The 16,709-nt window shown below is 69.9% G+C and carries 16 protein-coding genes and 2 pseudogenes; 9 read left to right on the forward strand and 9 right to left on the reverse strand.

The genetic code is table 11. From position 1 onward, the window contains the following. The first annotated feature begins 109 nt into the window (after nt 1-109). The 4 genes and pseudogenes from DQW06_RS08550 (at nt 110) to DQW06_RS08570 (ending at nt 5,117) form a co-directional block, all read left to right on the forward strand. Nucleotides 110-922 (forward strand): hypothetical protein, encoded by an 813-nt coding sequence (locus DQW06_RS08550; protein WP_041553438.1) that lies wholly within the window; start codon nt 110-112, stop codon nt 920-922. 1,073 nt (nt 923-1,995) lie between these two features. After that, on the forward strand, nt 1,996-3,369 hold the full coding sequence (gene ssd / locus DQW06_RS08555) for a septum site-determining protein Ssd (RefSeq protein WP_117198250.1): 1,374 nt from the start codon (nt 1,996-1,998) through the stop codon (nt 3,367-3,369). After that, nucleotides 3,366-4,208, forward strand: a pseudogene (locus tag DQW06_RS08560) (TadA family conjugal transfer-associated ATPase); the annotation flags it as partial. The gene ssd and the pseudogene DQW06_RS08560, both read left to right, overlap by 4 nt. A 663-nt stretch (nt 4,209-4,871) precedes the next feature. Further along, the gene (locus DQW06_RS08570; protein WP_117198252.1) at nt 4,872-5,117 is read left to right on the forward strand and encodes a winged helix-turn-helix domain-containing protein; all 246 of its coding nucleotides are present in this window, start codon (nt 4,872-4,874) and stop codon (nt 5,115-5,117) included. A gap of 239 nt (nt 5,118-5,356) precedes the next feature. On the opposite strand, the gene DQW06_RS28860 is transcribed toward DQW06_RS08570, so the two are convergent. The 3 genes from DQW06_RS28860 to DQW06_RS08585 form a co-directional block, all read right to left on the reverse strand. Beyond that, entirely contained in the window at nt 5,357-5,494 is a 138-nt protein-coding gene (locus DQW06_RS28860; protein ID WP_157983376.1) for a hypothetical protein, read from the reverse strand. Nucleotides 5,495-5,890: 396 nt separating this feature from the next. After that, nucleotides 5,891-6,175, reverse strand: coding sequence for a hypothetical protein (locus tag DQW06_RS08580; protein ID WP_117198254.1), 285 nt, complete (start codon nt 6,173-6,175; stop codon nt 5,891-5,893). Between the two features lie 265 nt (nt 6,176-6,440). Next, nucleotides 6,441-6,695 (reverse strand): hypothetical protein, encoded by a 255-nt coding sequence (locus DQW06_RS08585; RefSeq protein WP_198662408.1) that lies wholly within the window; start codon nt 6,693-6,695, stop codon nt 6,441-6,443. 159 nt (nt 6,696-6,854) lie between these two features. Between DQW06_RS08585 and DQW06_RS08590 the strand changes: the two genes are divergently transcribed. Next, on the forward strand, nt 6,855-8,063 hold the full coding sequence (locus DQW06_RS08590) for a helix-turn-helix domain-containing protein (protein ID WP_117198263.1): 1,209 nt from the start codon (nt 6,855-6,857) through the stop codon (nt 8,061-8,063). Between the two features lie 246 nt (nt 8,064-8,309). On the opposite strand, the gene DQW06_RS08595 is transcribed toward DQW06_RS08590, so the two are convergent. Beyond that, nucleotides 8,310-8,591 (reverse strand): hypothetical protein, encoded by a 282-nt coding sequence (locus tag DQW06_RS08595; RefSeq protein ID WP_117198256.1) that lies wholly within the window; start codon nt 8,589-8,591, stop codon nt 8,310-8,312. Then, a complete protein-coding gene (locus DQW06_RS08600; protein ID WP_157983378.1) occupies nt 8,588-8,983 on the reverse strand; it encodes a hypothetical protein in 396 nt (131 codons plus the stop codon). Before DQW06_RS08600 ends, DQW06_RS08595 begins: the two co-directional genes overlap by 4 nt. 370 nt (nt 8,984-9,353) lie before the next feature. Here DQW06_RS08600 and DQW06_RS28865 point away from each other — a divergent pair, with 370 nt between their 5' ends. Then, entirely contained in the window at nt 9,354-10,157 is an 804-nt protein-coding gene (locus tag DQW06_RS28865; RefSeq protein ID WP_157983379.1) for a hypothetical protein, read from the forward strand. A gap of 124 nt (nt 10,158-10,281) precedes the next feature. Here the strand turns inward: DQW06_RS28865 and DQW06_RS08605 are convergent, their stop codons facing one another. From DQW06_RS08605 to DQW06_RS08615, 3 genes are all read right to left on the reverse strand, one after another. Then, nucleotides 10,282-11,124 carry a hypothetical protein gene (locus tag DQW06_RS08605; RefSeq protein WP_117198258.1) on the reverse strand — a complete coding sequence of 281 codons (843 nt, stop codon included), beginning with the start codon at nt 11,122-11,124 and terminating at the stop codon, nt 10,282-10,284. A 20-nt stretch (nt 11,125-11,144) separates the two neighbouring features. Beyond that, nucleotides 11,145-11,501 (reverse strand): hypothetical protein, encoded by a 357-nt coding sequence (locus DQW06_RS08610; RefSeq protein WP_117198259.1) that lies wholly within the window; start codon nt 11,499-11,501, stop codon nt 11,145-11,147. A gap of 871 nt (nt 11,502-12,372) precedes the next feature. Continuing rightward, nucleotides 12,373-13,908, reverse strand: a complete 1,536-nt coding sequence (locus tag DQW06_RS08615) for a recombinase family protein (protein ID WP_117198260.1) — start codon at nt 13,906-13,908, stop codon at nt 12,373-12,375. Nucleotides 13,909-14,046: 138 nt separating this feature from the next. Here DQW06_RS08615 and DQW06_RS08620 point away from each other — a divergent pair. From DQW06_RS08620 to DQW06_RS08630, 3 genes and pseudogenes are all read left to right on the forward strand, one after another. Further along, nucleotides 14,047-14,358: pseudogene (locus DQW06_RS08620) on the forward strand (pilus assembly protein CpaF); the annotation flags it as partial. Beyond that, entirely contained in the window at nt 14,343-15,023 is a 681-nt protein-coding gene (locus DQW06_RS08625) for a type II secretion system F family protein (RefSeq protein WP_117198261.1), read from the forward strand. The pseudogene DQW06_RS08620 and the gene DQW06_RS08625, both read left to right, overlap by 16 nt. Before the next feature lie 332 nt (nt 15,024-15,355). Beyond that, nucleotides 15,356-16,066: a type II secretion system F family protein gene (locus DQW06_RS08630; RefSeq protein ID WP_117198262.1), complete on the forward strand. Its 711-nt coding sequence runs from the start codon at nt 15,356-15,358 to the stop codon at nt 16,064-16,066. Nucleotides 16,067-16,106: 40 nt separating this feature from the next. Here DQW06_RS08630 and DQW06_RS08635 read toward each other — a convergent pair whose 3' ends face one another. Further along, nucleotides 16,107-16,352 carry a hypothetical protein gene (locus tag DQW06_RS08635; protein ID WP_232832983.1) on the reverse strand — a complete coding sequence of 82 codons (246 nt, stop codon included), beginning with the start codon at nt 16,350-16,352 and terminating at the stop codon, nt 16,107-16,109. Nucleotides 16,353-16,709: the final 357 nt, after the last annotated feature.

Genomic DNA, 16,709 nt, shown 5'->3' on the forward strand with positions numbered 1-16,709 from the left:
CGCGACGAGCGGTCGCGGGGAACGGTTCGCGCGCTGTCGTCGGCGCGGGCCGCCGACCCGGCCCGCCGGTGTGGGCCGCCCGGGTTACCGGCGCGTAGTGTTGTTTTCCGTGAGCGAACCGACTTCTTCCCCCGTGTCCGACCCGTTGGCCCGGATCGCCGAGCTGCCCGGTGTGGCCGACGCGGTCGCCGAGACGCGGACCCTGGTCGACCGTCTGTTGGGCCACCGAGTGCTGCGCCGCCGCAGCAGCGACGTGTCCATGGAGTCCGCGCTGCGCGGCGCGGTCGCGTCGGCGGCGCTGGAGGGCGCCGAGGTCTCGATGGAGGAGATCCGCGAGGGGCACGTGTACGACACGCGCGTCAAGGGCGCGCTTCGGGTGTCCGGAGAGCTGGGGAGCCTGGTGGACACCTGGCCGAGGGCTCCGCGCCAGGCCCTGGCCCGGCTGCACACGCTGGCCGCGGCGGACGCGGTGTCCGCGGACGCGCTGGGCCGTCCCCGCAGGGCCGGGGAACGCGTCGAGGACCCCCTGGGGCTGGGCCCGGCCCCGGCTCCGGAGACCGCGATGGCCAGGCTGGAGGGCCTGTACTCGCTGCTGGGCGCGCGCACGTCGGTGCCCGCGCTGGTGATGTCGGCCCTGGTGCACGGGGAGCTGATGGCGGTCCGTCCGTTCGGGTGGGGCGACGGTCTGGTGGCGCGCGCGGCCGAACGGTTGACGCTGGTGGAGCGGGGTCTGGACCCCAAGTCGCTGGTGCCCTCCGAGCTCGGCCACCGGACGCTGCGGGACGAGTACGGGCCGGCGCTGCGCGGGTACATGGGCGGCACCCCGGAGGGCGTCGCCGGGTGGGTGGCGTACTGCTGCCGCGCGGTCCGCGCGGGGGCGCAGGACTCGCTGGCCACCTGTGAGGCCCTCAAGCGCGGCTGAGCGCGGGGCGCCGGCTTCCAGGCCGGAGGTCTCGAAAGCGCCCGGGGCGCGCGAGGCGCACGGACGGGCCGGAGGCCTCGGTGGTACGCGGAGGTGCGCGAGGCGCGCGGAGAAGCCGGGAAAGGACAACAGCTTTTGACGGTCGGCAACTGTGCGCGACCGAAATGTTGAACACTAATCGGTTATTTACCGACCGGTAGGTTCAGGAAGAGTATCGGTTCGATCACGCTTGCCGGTTCCACAAGGGGGCGGGGGCGGCACGGCCCTTGCGTGCGCGCAGGACGAACGGCGCCCCGTCCTGTCTCCCGGGGCGCCGCCTCCGACACGTTCCGCCGGGTTAGCAGGCGTCCATTTCCCTAGTCTGACCAGGCAGGACATCAGCCTGTCCGATCTAGACGGGCCTCACGGGGCCAAGTGGCGCGTGGGTTCCCGGTTGTCGTGTCGGGGTGGTTCTCAGCCACCGACTGCTTTCTTTCTACGCCGATGTTCCGGCGACGAAAAGGCGGTTGACCCGAATTTTTGCCCTTGATTCCAGAACCGATACGGAACTCTGCGTGGTAACGTCTGTCCCGTCGTTCCCAAGAGGGCGGGCCGCCCGCTTCGCGCCTCCGCCGTACGCGCCCCATTTCGCGTTCCGGTGGTATCCCTCTTCGCCGAATGACGTCCGTGTGCCTTCCGGTGGTCGCGAGAGCACGTCTCTTCGCCGACCCTCACCAGAGAGCGGACCCGGTCCTCACCCCCCGGGACCGGCAACCCCGCGTGGCGGCCTTCTCCCCCTGTGAAGGCGAGTCCCCGCGTCCGCTCATCTCGCCTGTCGGGCGGGGGTGCGTATCCGCCCCCGTATACGCATCCCGCCCGCCAGGTGAACCGGACCGCGAACGAACCCGGACCCGGCTGATCCGGGTCGCGGACACACCAGGCCACAGCCGAACCGGTCCGCCCATCTGCGCGACGCCCGGCCTCCCCTCGCCGACCCGAGCCCCGCCGACGTTGTCCACAGCTTCGAATCGGGGCTTTCGCCGTCGTGCCCGGTCGGCGAAGGTCGAGGAAAGCCCCTCGACCCGGGAGGTCCCATGGACGCCCAGCACCGGCCCCTGCTCGCGACCGCAGACCCCCTCCTCCTCGACGACCTCCTCAGGCTGGCCACCGCCGCCTCCACCGAGGTCACCGTCGCCCACACGCCCGACCGGGCGCTGAGTCTGTGGCCGCGCGCCCCGCTCGTCGTGATCGGCGCCGACCTGCGCGCGCTCCTGCGGGCCGCCGACCCTCCGCCGGGCCGCCACGTGGTCGTGACCCGGGATCCCCGGGAGGCCGACGCCGGCGGGGACCCTTCGGGGGAGGGGGACGCGCCCCCGGTCGCCGCGGTGCCCCGGCCGCGCGTCCCCCCGGACCGGTACCGGCCGGGCGCCCACGCGCAGGGCTCCCCTCCGGGCGGTCCGGAGGAGGCGTACCGGCCGGGCACTCCCGCGGGGCGCTCCTCGCCGGACGCCCCAGCGGAGGCGTACCGGCCGGACCTCGCCGCGGAGCACCCGACCTCGGACATGCGCGTGGCCGGGCACCGGTCGGGCGTTCCCCTGGAGGCCCCGGCCTCGGACGCCGCCGGGGAGGGGTCCCCGCGGGGGTTCCGGGAGGCGCGCGTGCTCCTGCTGCCCCGGGACGAGGCGCTGCTGGTCGGCCTGCTCGCGAGGGCGTCCTCCCCCGGCCGGGCTCCGGCGCCCACGGTGTCGGTGGTCGGCGGCCGGGGCGGTGCCGGGGCCAGCCTGCTCGCGGTGGCCCTCGCCCTGGCCGGTGAGCGCGCCGGACGCTCCACCGCCCTGCTGGACGCCGACCCGTTCGGGTGCGGCCCCGACGTCTACCTCGGGTGCGACCGGGGCCCCTCCCCCGGTCCCGAGCGGTGGACCGGCTGGGGCGACCTGCTGCGCAGGCGCGGCCGGGTGCGCTGGCGCGACCTGCGCGCCGGACTGCCGGGGACCTCCCGGGTGTCGGTGCTGACCTGGACGCGCGGCCCGGAGCCGACCGGCCCCCTGCCGGTGGGTGCCGTGCGCGCGGTCCTGTCCTCGGCCAGGGACGGCACCGACCTGGTGGTGGCCGACCTGCCGCGCTCCTTCGACCCGGCCACCACCGTGTTCCTGAACCGATCCGACCTGGTACTGCTGGTCGTCCCGGCGGACGTGCCCTCGGTGGTGGCGGCGACCAGGACGGTCGCCCGGCTGCGTGGGGAGACGCGGACCGTGCGGCTGGTGGTGCGCGGCGCCCGGGGCGAACTGAGCGCGGACGTGGTGTCCAGGGCCTTGAAGGTGGACCTGGGCGCGGATCTGCCGTCCGAGCCGGGGCTGGCCCGGTCGCTGGCCGCGGGGGACGTGCCCGCCCGCCATCCCCGTTCGCCCCTGGCCCGGTTCGCCGACCGGGTCGTCGCGGGCCTGCCCGCGCTGGAGGAGGTCCGGTGAGCCCCCTGGTGGAGGCCGTGCGCAACCGCCTGGTGGCGTCCGGGGTGCCGGTGAGCCCGTCGAGCGTCGCTGCGGCGCTGCGCGCCGAGGGAGGTCTGCTGGGCGACACCGAGGTGCTGTCCATGACCCGCCGTCTGGCCGCCGACCTGTCGGGGGCGGGGCCGCTGGAGGAGCTCATGACGTCGGGGGTCACCGACATCCTCGTCAACGGTCCCGACGAGGTGTGGGTGGACGACGGCGGAGGCCTGCGCCGGGCCGGGGTGCGCTTCGAGTCGGCGGACGCGGTGCGCCGACTGGCCCAGCGGCTGGCGGCGCAGGCGGGGAGACGGTTGGACGCGGCCGTGCCCTACGTGGACGCCCGGCTTCCCAGCGGCGCGCGGCTGCACGCGGTGCTGCCGCCGGTGGCGCCCGCCGGGGCGTGCGTGTCGCTGCGGCTGCCTCCCCGGCGGGTGTTCACCCTGGAGCGGTTGGCCCGGCGGGGGACGGTCACCCCGTGCGGGGCCGAGCTGCTGCGGTCCCTGGTGGCCTCGCGGGTGCCGTTCCTGGTCAGCGGGGGCACCGGCACGGGCAAGACCACGCTGCTGTCGTGCCTGCTCTCCCTGGTGGACCCGGGGGAGCGGATCGTCCTGGCCGAGGACTCCCCCGAGCTGCGGCCCGAGCATCCGCACGTGGTCCGCCTCCAGACCCGTCCGCCCAACATCGAGGGCAGCGGCGAGGTGTCGCTGGAGACCCTGGTCCGGCAGGCGCTGCGGATGCGTCCGGACCGGCTGGTGGTCGGCGAGGCGCGCGGGCCGGAGATCGTGTCCTTGCTGGGCGCTCTGAACACCGGGCACGAGGGCAAGAGACTTGCTTAACCATGCACAGGCGGGGACAAGGGTGGCCCCGGAGGTCCCGGGGCCGGAAGACGGCTAGACGCCGCGACAGTTCACGCGGAAAGCGTGGACAAGTCCAAGAGGACGGCCATACCAAGCCGGTTCCGGTCCTCACGGGCCCGCTGGCGTGCCTCGTGAGCCCTGTAGTACCCGCGCACAATGTCCGCCGGAGGCTGGACGGCCTCCGCCTGGACCACGGGGACATAGTCCGCCGGGTCGGGCCGACGCGTCACGGGCGGGGCCTCGTCCAGGGGCCGACGCGGAACCGGAACGGCGGAGGCGAACCCGGGGCCGACCGGACGAGGCGTACCGGGGTTCTCCGCGTAACGGCGAACACGCTTCGCACGGCGGACCCGCGCTTCCGCCCGGAGCGTGCGGAGGTAGTCACCGGGGCCCGCGTGGAGTCCCCGGGACGGGCGGAGCAACCGGCTAAGGGTTGCGAGCATGGCAAGTAGGGTGTGCATGTCGTCCTGCTTTCTCAGGTCGGCCATGACCCCGGGGCGTGTTACCGCACGCCGCCGGGGTTCCGCTGTATGCGGGACCATAACTGTACCGCTCTATACCGCTCCATAGTGCTTCACACTGCTACTTGTATGTTTGTGCAGCTCAAGGACGCCCTAGAGTGAGGCTGTGAGTGACATCCCAGATTTCCAGCCGTCGGAAGCGGCGTACGTCTACGCGGAGTTGGCCGACCACGTGGCCTTGCGCATCACGTCCGGGGACTTGCGTTCCGGTTCGCGACTTCCCGGGGAACGAGCCCTTGCCGATGAGTACGGCGTTGCCGTCGGCACGGCCCGCCGCGCAATCAAGGAACTCCGCGACCGAGGGCTTGTGGTCACCCTTCCGGCCAAGGGAACGTTCATCCGGGAAGCGTGACCGGCCGTAGTTGAGACAGCCCCGGGAATACCCCCCATAGTGGATTCCCGGGGCCGTGTGCGCTCCGCCGGAAGCGGACGGCGGAGCGCGGGGCCCGTTCTCTCCCCCGGGCCCCTGGAAGGGTCTAGGACAGCCACGAACCTAGACCCGTGTGGCTTGGTGCCGGGCCCGCTAGGGGAAGGGACAGCGGGACCGGCGTCCGCGCACACGAGGGCATCCCGACGCGTGCGCGGAGGTCTCTAGTTGTGGCGGGGGTCTCCCTTTTGCGGCTGCGTCTTCTCCTTGCCGCCGTCCGACCCCGTCCGTTCCTGGTGCTTCTTCTCCATGGCGGCGGCTATGGCGGCCAAAGCGGCGGCTTTTTCTTCTTCGGTGGCCACAGGTCGTCCTTCCGTGTGTGGGTATCCCGGCGGAGGTCCCGCCGGAAGCCGTGCGGCTACTCGTCCACGTGGCCCCGGGCGTCCAGTCCGACGCCCGGAGCGGGAACGAACTTTCGCCGCCACGGGTCCGGGAGCGGCATCCCGCCCGTGATCCAGTCGTGGAGCCGGTCAAAAGCCGCGTCCGACTCCACGAGCGACCGCCGGAGCGACTGGAAGTCTTCCCGTGCCTGGATGAGGTGAGCCCAAAGCTCCGCTTTGGTCGCGCGCGTTGACGGGTCGGCCCAAGCCCCCGCGTCGGGCCGGTCCCGCAACGTGCCGGACACGGCGTCAAAGAGCCAGTCCGCGCAACCCTCCGGGTCGCGAATCGGGTCCGGCATGTCCTCGTCCGGAGTGATGTCACCCGATGGCGGCATATCTTGGTCCCTTCTCCCTGTCCATAAGCTCCGGCGTGAGCCGCCGCGCTATGTCGTCCTCGTCTCCCATGGCCCCCACCGTCACGGGGCGGCCCGGCGTGCGCGTGTCTTCCCGCGTCCACGACCCGCCCGCGACGCGGAGCACCATCCGGTTCGGTCCCCACGCGACAGCCACGGCGATTACCTCGACCGGGTCCGCGACGTGGCATCCCCGACGCCGGAAAGCCGACTTCAGGTGAAGCTTGGCTAGCTCTTCCCGGGGCGTCATGGCGTCCTTTCCTGTCTGATTGGTAGCGGCCAGCGGTGAACGTGCCGGTCCCGCCGGGGGAGCCGGGACGGCTCCGGCGTTCGCTGTCGCGGGACCTCCGGCGTCCGGGGCCGCGTCGCGGCCAACGCGGACCGCCACGCCTCCGCCTCGTGGAACACGGCGGGGACGTCGTCGGAACCGTCTTGGCTGTTGCCGCGTGGGCACGCCGTGTGTGCCTTGTGGCCGCTCGTCTCCGTGTGCGCGCACGCGGGACACGTCCAGGCGGTCACGTCTCGTCCTCCGCCAACGTTTTCGCCACCGTGCGGGCCACGGACCATTCCATGCCGTGCCAGTGCAGCGGGACGAGCGTGTTCCCGCGCTCCGCCGCGATTTGGCGGAACCACTGGCGACCCACCAAGAGAACTGTCACCGAGCGGCCCTCGGACGAGGCCGTGACGTATCCCGGGAGCGGTCCGGCCTCTGCCCGGACGCCGTGCGACGTGCGCAGGAAGTCCATGAGGTCCGACAGTGGGCTTTCCACGCCGGTTCTCTGGTCAAGTGGGGTGAACGAGCACGACATAGGGGGCCTTCCGCGCGGGACTCACTTCTGAATGCCTGTGTCCAGCGTTTCGCCACAAGAGATTCCACGGAGTAGCCCAGGTGTGAGCCCTGCTGTGGGCCAGTGGTTCACAATGGCGGCATGGCCCCCAAACCGTTCCGTCTGGTGCTCCGTGAACTCCGGTCCGCGCGTGGTTGGTCGCAAGCGCGGTTGGCGGAAGCGCTGTGTGACGTGTCGGGACGTCCAACGGTGACCCGGCACGACGTGTCGCGGTGGGAGCGGGGGAAGCGTGTCCCGCGTGCGTGGCTTCCCTACCTCGCGGAGGTTCTGGACGTCCCCCGGGAGACGTTGGAACGGGCCACGGTCACGGAGCCGGAGCCCTTCCCGGTTACGGAAACGCTGGCGTCTCTCTTGCCCACGGGGGACGCTGTCGCGCCGCTACAGGCCCGAACAGGCCGGAGGGTGGGGCAGACGACGGCGGATGATCTGGCGACCCGTGCGCACGGTCTACGGCTTGCCGACGACGTTCTAGCCGGAGGCGATTTGATCGGACCGGCCTTCCGGGAACTGGACGCGGCCGTTCGCGTCCTCCGGGAATCGACGCACACGGACGAGGTCCGGCGGGGACTACTCCGGGCGGTTGGTGAACTCGCGCAGATAGCCGGATGGATTGCCAGCGACGCGGCGGACTCCCGGGCGGAGGGGGCCTATCGGCTTGGGCTGGACGCGGCGCGGGAAGCTGGGGACGGCCCGTTGGCCGCGCAGCTTGCCGGGTCTCTCGGCTACCACTTGGTGAACAACGGACGTGTTGCCGATGGGGCTGCGCTGTCGGTCGCGGCCGTGGCGGAGGCGGGACCGGACGCTCCCGGGAAGACGCGCGCGCTGTTCCATGACCGTGCCGCGTGGGCCCATACACAAGCCGGGGACGCGCAAGCCGCTATACGGTCGTTGGGGGCCGCCCACGAGGCACTAGCGGAGGACAGCGGGGATGCTCCGGAGTGGGCTTACTGGGTGAACGAGGCGGAACTAGAGGTCATGGATTCCCGCGTCTACACCGAACTCCGCCGTCCCCTGCGCGCGGTTCCCCTGCTCTCTCGTGTCCTCCGTGAATACCCGGCCACGTCCACAAGAGAGCGGGCTTTGTATGAGTCGTGGCTTGCCGTGGCCTACGCGGACGCGAACGAACCAGAAGAGGCCGCGCGCGTCGCGGCCCGCGTGATCGAACTATCCGGAGACGTGGCATCCGCACGGGCATCGGACCGGGTCCGTGTCGTGCTGTCGCGACTTGCCGACTTCCCAGACGTCCCGGAGGCCCGGGAAATCCTGGACAGCGTTCCGCCGGAAAGCTGATCCACGACACAGGAGACCGGACCCGGCCTTCCGGAGGCAGCACGGAACGGGACGGAAAGCCAGTGGCACAGCGTAAGAATTTCCGGCAACCAGCGGAACGCTACTGTTCACAGCGTCGGTATGGTCCGGCCTTTCACGCCCTGGACGACACGGACCGGCCTGAAGGCTGTGGAGTATGCCGCGTCCCCGGCACGCCAACGGCACGGAGGACGAGGGGCCGCGTCCAACGGCACAGGGACAAGAGCCCTAACCGATCATGGCCCGGTACTCATCCAGGACGGCCACGTCCTCCGCGCGCTCCGCGTGGACGTCCGCGTCCTCCGGCCATATCTCCGGGCCGTACATGTCGCGGATAAGGACGAGGTTCGCGGCGTCCGTGTCCGTCCAGACTGCGCGCTCCGCCTCGTCTGTGGCCTCCGTCGCACGGGCCGCGATGAACGCGTGGACGTCCCGGTATTGCGCTTCCAGGTTCGCGGGCCGGAGACGGCGGGCCGGGCCCGGAGCGCGCTTGCGGCGTAGTGCTCTCATGCGGCGTCACCTCCGGCGGCCCGTGCGCGGTCCCAACGAGCGGTAGCCGCACGGGCCGCCCGGATGCTAGCCGGGGATCGCACGGCGTGGCCGCTGTCTGCCTGCCCAAGGCTGGCCGCGTCCATCCCGGCGTCCGCCGGGAGCATGGCGCGGAGGACAACCCACGCGGCGGCTCGCTGCTGACGTGCTTCCGTCACGGCGGGGTTCACCACGAGTTGTCCGGCGGAGCCGGGAACCATGACGCCGTGTTCCTGGACGGCCTTGTCCAGCCGCTCCGCCGCGTCCAGGTGCTCACCGGCCAGTGCCAGCGCGGCCCGTTGTGTCTCGTCTAGTTCGTACTCCGCTTCATAGCTGGTGAACAGCCGCGCGGAGGCTGTGGGGTGATCACTCACCGTCTCCACATCCTTACGTTTCTCGGAAAACCCGGACTCCGCCGCATGCGCAGAGCCAAAAAATCGCTAACCCCCACCGGACGCTGTCCCCTGCGTTGGGGGGCCATCCCCACCTTGCACAGCAGGCACATTGCACCAAAGTGTCCAATTCCCATGGCAGCAACCACGCGCGAGCCGCGCTCAGGGCAGAGCAACCAAGACAGCACACGCCGTCCAGTCAAGGCTTGCTCGCACTGCGTAAGTGACAGGAGTCAAATCTCTTGGGCAACTGTCATGAACAACGAAGCCGCCCGTACCAGGGATGCCCAACCAGCATCAAGTTTCGGCTGATTCTCTATAGTTCTCGACGTTGCCGCGATACCGTTAGGGCATGACAGGAACTCCTGAGGATGAACAAGCCAACGAGGCAGGGACAGAGGACCCCAAGGGTCAGACTCCCCCGCGCACAATCAAGGTAAAAAGCGGAGATGGAGAATGGCGCGAAATTTCGGTTGAACCAAAAAAGACCGGAGACCCAGAACTTGACAGCCTCTGGGAAATGCCATATTCGCAATTCGAAGAGATCACAAAAGACCCCGACCATCCGCTACACCAAAAGGCCCTACAGGTACAAACGGAAGCTTTTAAGCCAATCACCAGCGCACTAAGCAGCGCAATCAATCCGCTCGCAGAAAGGCTCAATACAAGATTGGGCGCATTGGTTTTCGACAAGCCGCTCATGCAAAGACTTGACACGAAGCTCTGGCAGCCACCAAACAATTTCTCTTCATGGGCCTCGAAAATAGTTTCGAACAGCGTGTCACCGATGACAGGCTTGACAAATAGGACCACCATAGACGACCTATACGAACAGGAAGAAGGCAACCAAGAAGAACTTCCCGAGCCAGTTCGAACACCCACCCCACATGCCATTGACTTCGATTCCCTGGAGCCCCCGTACGCCTCACTTTCCGAGATAGCAACCGCATCAGAGTCCAAGGCCCAAGAAATTCGAGTGAGGCAAGTCGAGATTTTAGATGCCCTCCTTGCGCAAGCACAGTCCGACTCAGAAAAAGGAGACGAGGCCCTTGAAGTAGCAATAAATTCCAAAAAGGCAAGCTGGATTGCCGCGTGGGCGGGAATCGGAGCCCTCATAGTAAGCATCGCCGGTATCATTGTAACAATGTTGCAATGATAAGATTGACATCCCCTGCCCCAAAAAGTGGAAAAACCCGGGCGAGCGTGCATTTCGGCATAATCGAGAAAACAAGCCCGGGGTCTCGCGACCCCGGGATTTAAACCATTAATGGTTAACACGGTCACGGCGAACCGTGAGTATTAGTTTTCTGCTCGCGGGCCATAGCCACCGCGCGGCCCATGTCGCTACCGAGCTTGTCCGCGTCGCTGGAGAACGGGGACGGCTCCGTGTAGGCCAACCGCGCGGCCATGTTGTCCAGCTCGTGGAGTACGCCGTTGTAGGTCGGCCGGTTGCTCCCCCGCGCCGCGCTGTCCGGATGGAACCCGGTATGTGCCAGCTTGGCAAGGTCGCTATCCGGCTTCAGGTTCGCGGCGGCCCGCACGTGGAGAACGTAAGCATGCATCACTCCGAGCTTCCGGCGGGCATCCTGTGCCGCGTCCAGGGCCGCCGTCCGGGCGTCGTCCAGGGCCACGAGGGCATCCGTCAGAATCTCCCCCGCGTGTTCCTTGTTGAGCCGCTGTATACGCGCGCGGGCCCGGGAAGCTTCCCCGGAGGCCAGAGCGGCGGCGGTGTGCCAGTGGCGTTCCGCGCGCTCCGCGTCCTCCCGGGCGTCTGCCAGTCGGCCAGCGGCGTTGCGCTCCGCCTCCACGGGGTCCCGGCCATCCCGAATGGCTACGCGGCCCGCTGCGTTGCGCTCCGCCTCCGCCACGCGGACGGCGGTCCGCGCCTCGTCCCGGGCGTCCTCGTATGCCTCCGCGCGGTCGGCCAGCTTGTCCAGTTCGTCCGCGACGGCGGCCAGCTCCGGAAAGCGATGCGCGTTCTGGCGAAGGCGGGACACCATCGCGTGCGCGTCCGCTAGCTGGCCGCTGGCCCAGTCCTCCGCCGTGTCGGGGTCGGCGTCCCCGTTGGCGGCGTCCATGTAGTGGCCGTTACGGATGTATCGGGTGTCGGGTGTCTCAGTCATGGGGCGTTCTCTCTCGCGACTCAGTACGGCATGCGGGTACGGATGGCGGCGGCCAGCTTGCTCGCGTCAGGACGGCCGTCCACGTCGCGGAAGCCCTCCGCGTTCCAGCCCTCGTCCCCGCCGGAAGTCGCGGAGGCGGTCCTGGGTGTCATGCGGCCAACGCGGTCGGCCGGAGCGTTGCCAACGCGGGTGTGAGGGAGCGTCTTCGCAATGAAAGCGGCGGCGGCGGTGATCTCTTCTACCGTGTTGCCCTTGAGATAAGGAATGAACTCCGGTCGGATGCCGGACTCACGGCTGATACGTGCGTTACGCGCTTCTGTCAGTTCTTCCGGAGTGAACTCTGGGGCATTCGGCTTGGTGGTCTCGTTGTTGGGCATGGGATTCTTCTTCCTCTCACGGCCCCGCGACGTTCGCGGGGAAGGCCAGGGCACAAAAAATTGGCCTCCGTCCAACGTGGCCTTACGGGTGCCGTACACACCTATAAGTCCAGCGTCGGCCGGAGGCCGGTAACGCGCTTGTCCGGTACTGATCAAAGCAGGAAAGCGCGCAAGTCAGTGACACGGGCGGTGTACGGCCGTCCGTGAGTGCGGGCCCACTCCGCCGAGAAGGTAGAACGGGCCCGCAAGTGGGTTATGTGTCCGATCGATTACCCACCCCAGCAGGACAGGAAGCCACAGAATCAACTCTCCGCCCCCAGGGAGAGCAAACCCTAGCTGGGCTACCAACCGAGACTCCTCGCGTCTCTACGTGGATTATGTGGCCGTATGGCGTAAAGCAGGAGCCGGGCCAGCGCGCTCGCGAGAGCAAACCTCACGTGTGAGCCCGTTTATTCAGCCGGAGACGGTCCCGGGTTGGACAAGGTCCTCACACGGTCCCACTCCACTCATCTTGTGCGCCAGGGGACTGCTCCCGCGCGTCTCTGGACGGCCACGCGCGGCGTGTGTGTGGGCCACGAGGCCGGAGGTCGTTGTCCTCATCCAGTCGCTTCGTGGAGTCATTGGCCGCGCGGGTGACGAAGTGACGTTTCGAAGTATGTTTCTGGTTTCCTTAAGAGTTTTCTTAGGGAATACAGAAACAAGGTCTAAAACGTCACTTCGTCACCACGGACACAGAGGGCCCCTATGCCGCGACCGTGCGTAGCAACGGGGCCCGGCGGAACGCCTACGCCGCGACGCGTCCCGGGTCACCGGACACGATGGCGTCGGCGTGCCGCTCCCAACTGGACGTTCAGGAGTCGGGGACCGGAGGCTACGCGGCTTCTTCCCAGGCGGCGGCTTCCGGGTTCTCTCGCCACCACGCGGGACCGTCCATGTCCACACGCACACGCGCGGCGTCGTACCGGAGCGGGGCCCCCTCCGCGCGCGGGATCACGGTCACGTTCACGCCGTATTCGCGGAGCATGTCGTTACGGCCGGAAGTGTCACGGCTGGCCCACTCCTCCGCGATGGTTCGGCCAGTGGACACGTATTCGACTCCGGCGGGGACGGCGTCCTCCGCTTCAAGCTCCGCGTACTTGCTTTCCAGAGCTTCCAGTTGGGTCACGACAGTCTTAGCGGCTCGTCCACCCGGGGTCAGCGCGGCCAAGTTCCCGGCAAGCTGGTCAATCGCCGTGGCTGTCTCCCGGAGTTCACGCGAGACGTCCCGTCCGCCTGTGGAGACCTCACGAAACAGCTCAACGCTTCCTAGGACTGTCAGGAATTCAGCTTCTACGGTCGATTCCAGGCCACGGGAGTTGATCACGTTCCCCGCGTGTCCGTCCTTCCGGGCCCCCGCCTTACAGACGTAGGTAGAGCTGTCGGCCCCCTTATAGGTACGGCGGGAGTGGTACATAGGGTCCCCACAGACGCCACACGCGGCCACGTGCAACAGGACGGACTTCCCGGAGCGGCTGGACCCGGCCCCCCGGGAACGCTCCGCCAGCTTCGTTGTGACGGACACAAGCGTGTCCGCGTCCAGAATCTCCGGGCCCACCTGTTGCGGTTCCCCGCGCTCGTCCAGGACGGGCCGGAGGTCCCCGGACTTACGGCGGACGCCTCCGGGCCCCGCCTGGAGCAACCAACCACGTAGCGCGGGAGACGTGAGCACGTCCCGGAGAGTGGACGTGGACCACTTGGTCCCGCGCGGCTTACGCCCGTCCCGGATACGCGCGTGGTCCGCCGGAGACGGGACACCGCGCTCGTTCAGTTCGTACATAAGGGCCGTGAGCGACACACCTTTTTCCAAGATGCGGGTCACGCAATCACGGATGATCGCGGCGGACTCCGGGTCCTCGTCCAGGTAAACGCCCTCGGCCCGGCGAACGGTCTTGAAACCGTAGGGAGCGGCCCCACCAAGCCAACGTCCCGCGCTCCGGAGGCGGGACTTTGATTCCGTGATCCGGGTCTTGATCATGTGGAGCTCATAATCCGCAAAGGCAGAGAGCACGTTGATCATGAACTCTGCTGTCTCAGGGGAGAGGGTCCCGTCCGCCGTTATAAGAGTGACCGTTGCGGCGTCTGCCTTCTTCCGAAGTCGCGCGAACTCCAGGACGCTACGTGCGTAACGGTCCAGCTTGGCCGCTAGGACGTAGTCCGCGCGCGGCATGGCTTCCAGAACTTTCGCCATGCCTTCCCGGTCCTCTAGACGGGATGCTCCGGAGACGTCCACGTCCTCCACGACGAAAAGGACTTCCCAGCCACGCGCTTCCGCGTACGTGCGGCATGCGTCGGTCTGGGATGCAACGGAGGTAGAAGCGTCAGAGTCGCGGGACAGACGAACGTAGATGATGACGCGCGGCTTGGGCACAGGAACCTTCCACAGGAGTCCACCTACAAAGGGAGTCGCGTGGTTATGCGCCCCGCTGTTCGCAGGTGTTTGGCCCGCCGGTTGTGTGTCCGGCTAGGGCGTGGTGTTCGTCCTGTGCGTGGTTAAGCCGTTCTTCTGGGCGGCGCGGGGACCCTGCACGCCAACGGCGCGGGCGACGTGCCCGCCCGGGTGGAGGCGCTGGGGTGCGCGGCCGGACTGGACCGGGCCGCCGTGCACAGCCAGCTGGCCGCCACCAGGGTCATGGTCGTGCACCTGGTCCGGGACTCCGGCGGGCGGCGCCTGGCCGAGCTGCGGGTGCTCAGACGCGGTTCGGACGGGCTGGTGGAGGCGGTGCCGGCGGTGTCCTTCGGTCCCGACGGCAGCCGCCGGGAACACGCCGGGGCGGACGAGGTGGCCGCCCGGCTGGGCGGGGGGTGGCGCCGGTGGTGACCGCACTGGCGGCCTGTTCGGGAGGCCTGGTGCTGCTGTGCCTGGTCCCCGGGGCGCGGCGCAGCCGGTTGGCGTCCCTCCTTCCCCGGCCCCGGCGGCCGGTGTCGTGGTCCGTGGACTGGCGGGCGCTGGCGGCCCGTGCCGGTGAGGGCGCCCGGCGCCGCGCCGCGGTGGTGGTGCTGTGCCGGGTGCTGGCCGCCGAACTGCGCGCCGGGCAGCCGCCGGAGGAGGCCCTGCGGATCTCCGCCGCCGAGGCGGGCCCGCTGGTGGGCGCCCTGACCGACGCGGCGTCGTTGCGCCGCGAGGCCGAACGCGAACCGGACCTGTGGGCACTGGCCTACCTGGCGGTGTGCTGGGAGGTGGCCGCGGACACCGGGGCGGGTCTGGCCGAGGTGGTGGACGCCCTGGCCGCGAACCTCACCGAGCAGGAGGAGCAGCGCACGGAGGCCGCCGCGCGCACCACCGGTCCGCGCACCACCGCGATCGTGCTGGCCGCCCTGCCCGCCGTCGGACTGCTGTTGTCCTCGGGCCTGGGCGGATCGCCGCTGGTGTTCCTGTTCACCACGCCGCTGGGGTTGGCCTGCCTGGTGGGCGGGGTGGCCCTGGACGCTCTCGGGACCTGGTGGACGCTGCGCATGGTGCGCTCGGCGACCGCCTTTCCCTGACAGGACCCGGGCAACGGGACGCGGACGGCGGACCCCGTCCTGGGGACTGACGGATGCCCGTCGGAACGCCTCGGCCGGAGGCCTGGCCCGGGTACCCCGGCAGCGGTCTCCGGTCCGGAGATCTGGGTCGGACGCCTGTCCAGCAGGTCCGGGGCCTCGACCGGGGAGCTGACCGGAGGCCCGTCCGGGCGCCCCGGTCGGGAACCCGACTCGGAATTCGGGCCCAGGGCCTGGGCGTCGGCCGTCGAGCCGGGCCCGGGGAGGGACGACTGGCCACGGTCGGCATCGCTCCGGCCGCGGTGGCGCAGCGCGAGGAAGAAGAGGGAGGACGGATGTTCCTGACGGTCGCCGCGGTTCTGGGAGCCGCGTGTGTGTGGGTACTGCTGGGCGGGGGAACGGCGCGCGGACTGCGTCCGCCCTCCCGTACTCCGGCCGGGCCGGGGCTGCCGGTCCGCCTGCTGGGGCCGACCCTGGCGGGGGCGTTCGCGCTGACCGTCGCGGTGGCCCTGTTCGGCGCGGTCGGGGGCCTCGTCGTGGCCGGGGTGTGCGCCGCCCTGTGGGTGCGCGCCCGCAGGAGCGCCGGTTCCCGTTCTCAACGGCTGCCGGTGACCGCCGACCTGCCCGTGGTGATCGGTCTGCTCGCCTCGGGCATCCGCGCCGGGGCGACGGTGCCCGCCTGCCTCACTGCGGTGTCCCGGGCGACGCGGGGAAGGCTGGGGGAGGAACTGGCCGCGGTGGCCGAACAACTGCGCCTGGGCGCCGCTCCCGCCGAGGCCTGGCGACGCCCGGCGCTGCCCGAGCCCCTCGTCCCGGTGGGGCGCGACCTGGCCCGGGCCGCCGACACCGGGGCACCGGTGGCCGACCTCCTGGACCGGCACGCGGTCGATCTGCGCCGGACCCTGCGGGCCCGGGGGACGGCACGGCTGGAGCGGCTGGGCGTGCTGGTGGTGGCGCCCCTGGGTCTGTGCTTCCTGCCCGCGTTCGTGCTGATCGGCATCGTGCCGATGGCCGCCGAGCTGCTGTCCCGGGCCCTGGGCGGTTGAGGTCCCGGGCCCGGTCGCGTGTGCGGCGGCGCGGTGGCGGTCAGGGTTGCCCGTCCCGGGAGCCGCGCCGCCGCTGGCCCTCGTAGGGGACGGGGAAGCGGGGCCAGCCCACGGACAGGCGCAGCACCGGCACCACGACGCACAGCAGCACCAGGATTCCGGTCGAGACGTTGCCGACGATCCGCAACGCCGTACCGGTCGGGGTCGGGGCTGCGGCCGTGCGGTACACCACCGGTTCGCTGAGGGGCGAGGGCGCGTCCGTCGCGTCGCGTGGGCTCTCCCGCACGGGGCGGGACGGTTCCGGGGAGGCGGGGACCGGTGACGGTTCGGCGCACCGCTCGGGACCGGCGGAAGGGGCCGTTCGGCCGGAGTTCTCGAGGGCTCCGAAGCCGACGGGTTCGTCGGAGCGGAGGGGGTCATCGGAGCGCGCGGCCTCGGTGGGCCCGTTGGAGGAGGCCGGATCCTCTACACCGGTAGCGCCCGTTCTGCCTTGGGGTCCAAGGGCGTGGATGAGACCGGCGGAACCAGCGGCGTGCGCGGAGTTCTCGGGAGCGATGGAAACACCGGAGTGGTCGACACCGAGGGGATCTGTGATCTGTGGCGCGGGCGAGGCGGGGCAGGGCGGTGCGCCCCCGGGCTGGGC

Source organism: Nocardiopsis sp. TNDT3 (assembly GCF_003427465.1).
Classification (GTDB): Bacteria; Actinomycetota; Actinomycetes; order Streptosporangiales; family Streptosporangiaceae; genus Nocardiopsis; species Nocardiopsis dassonvillei.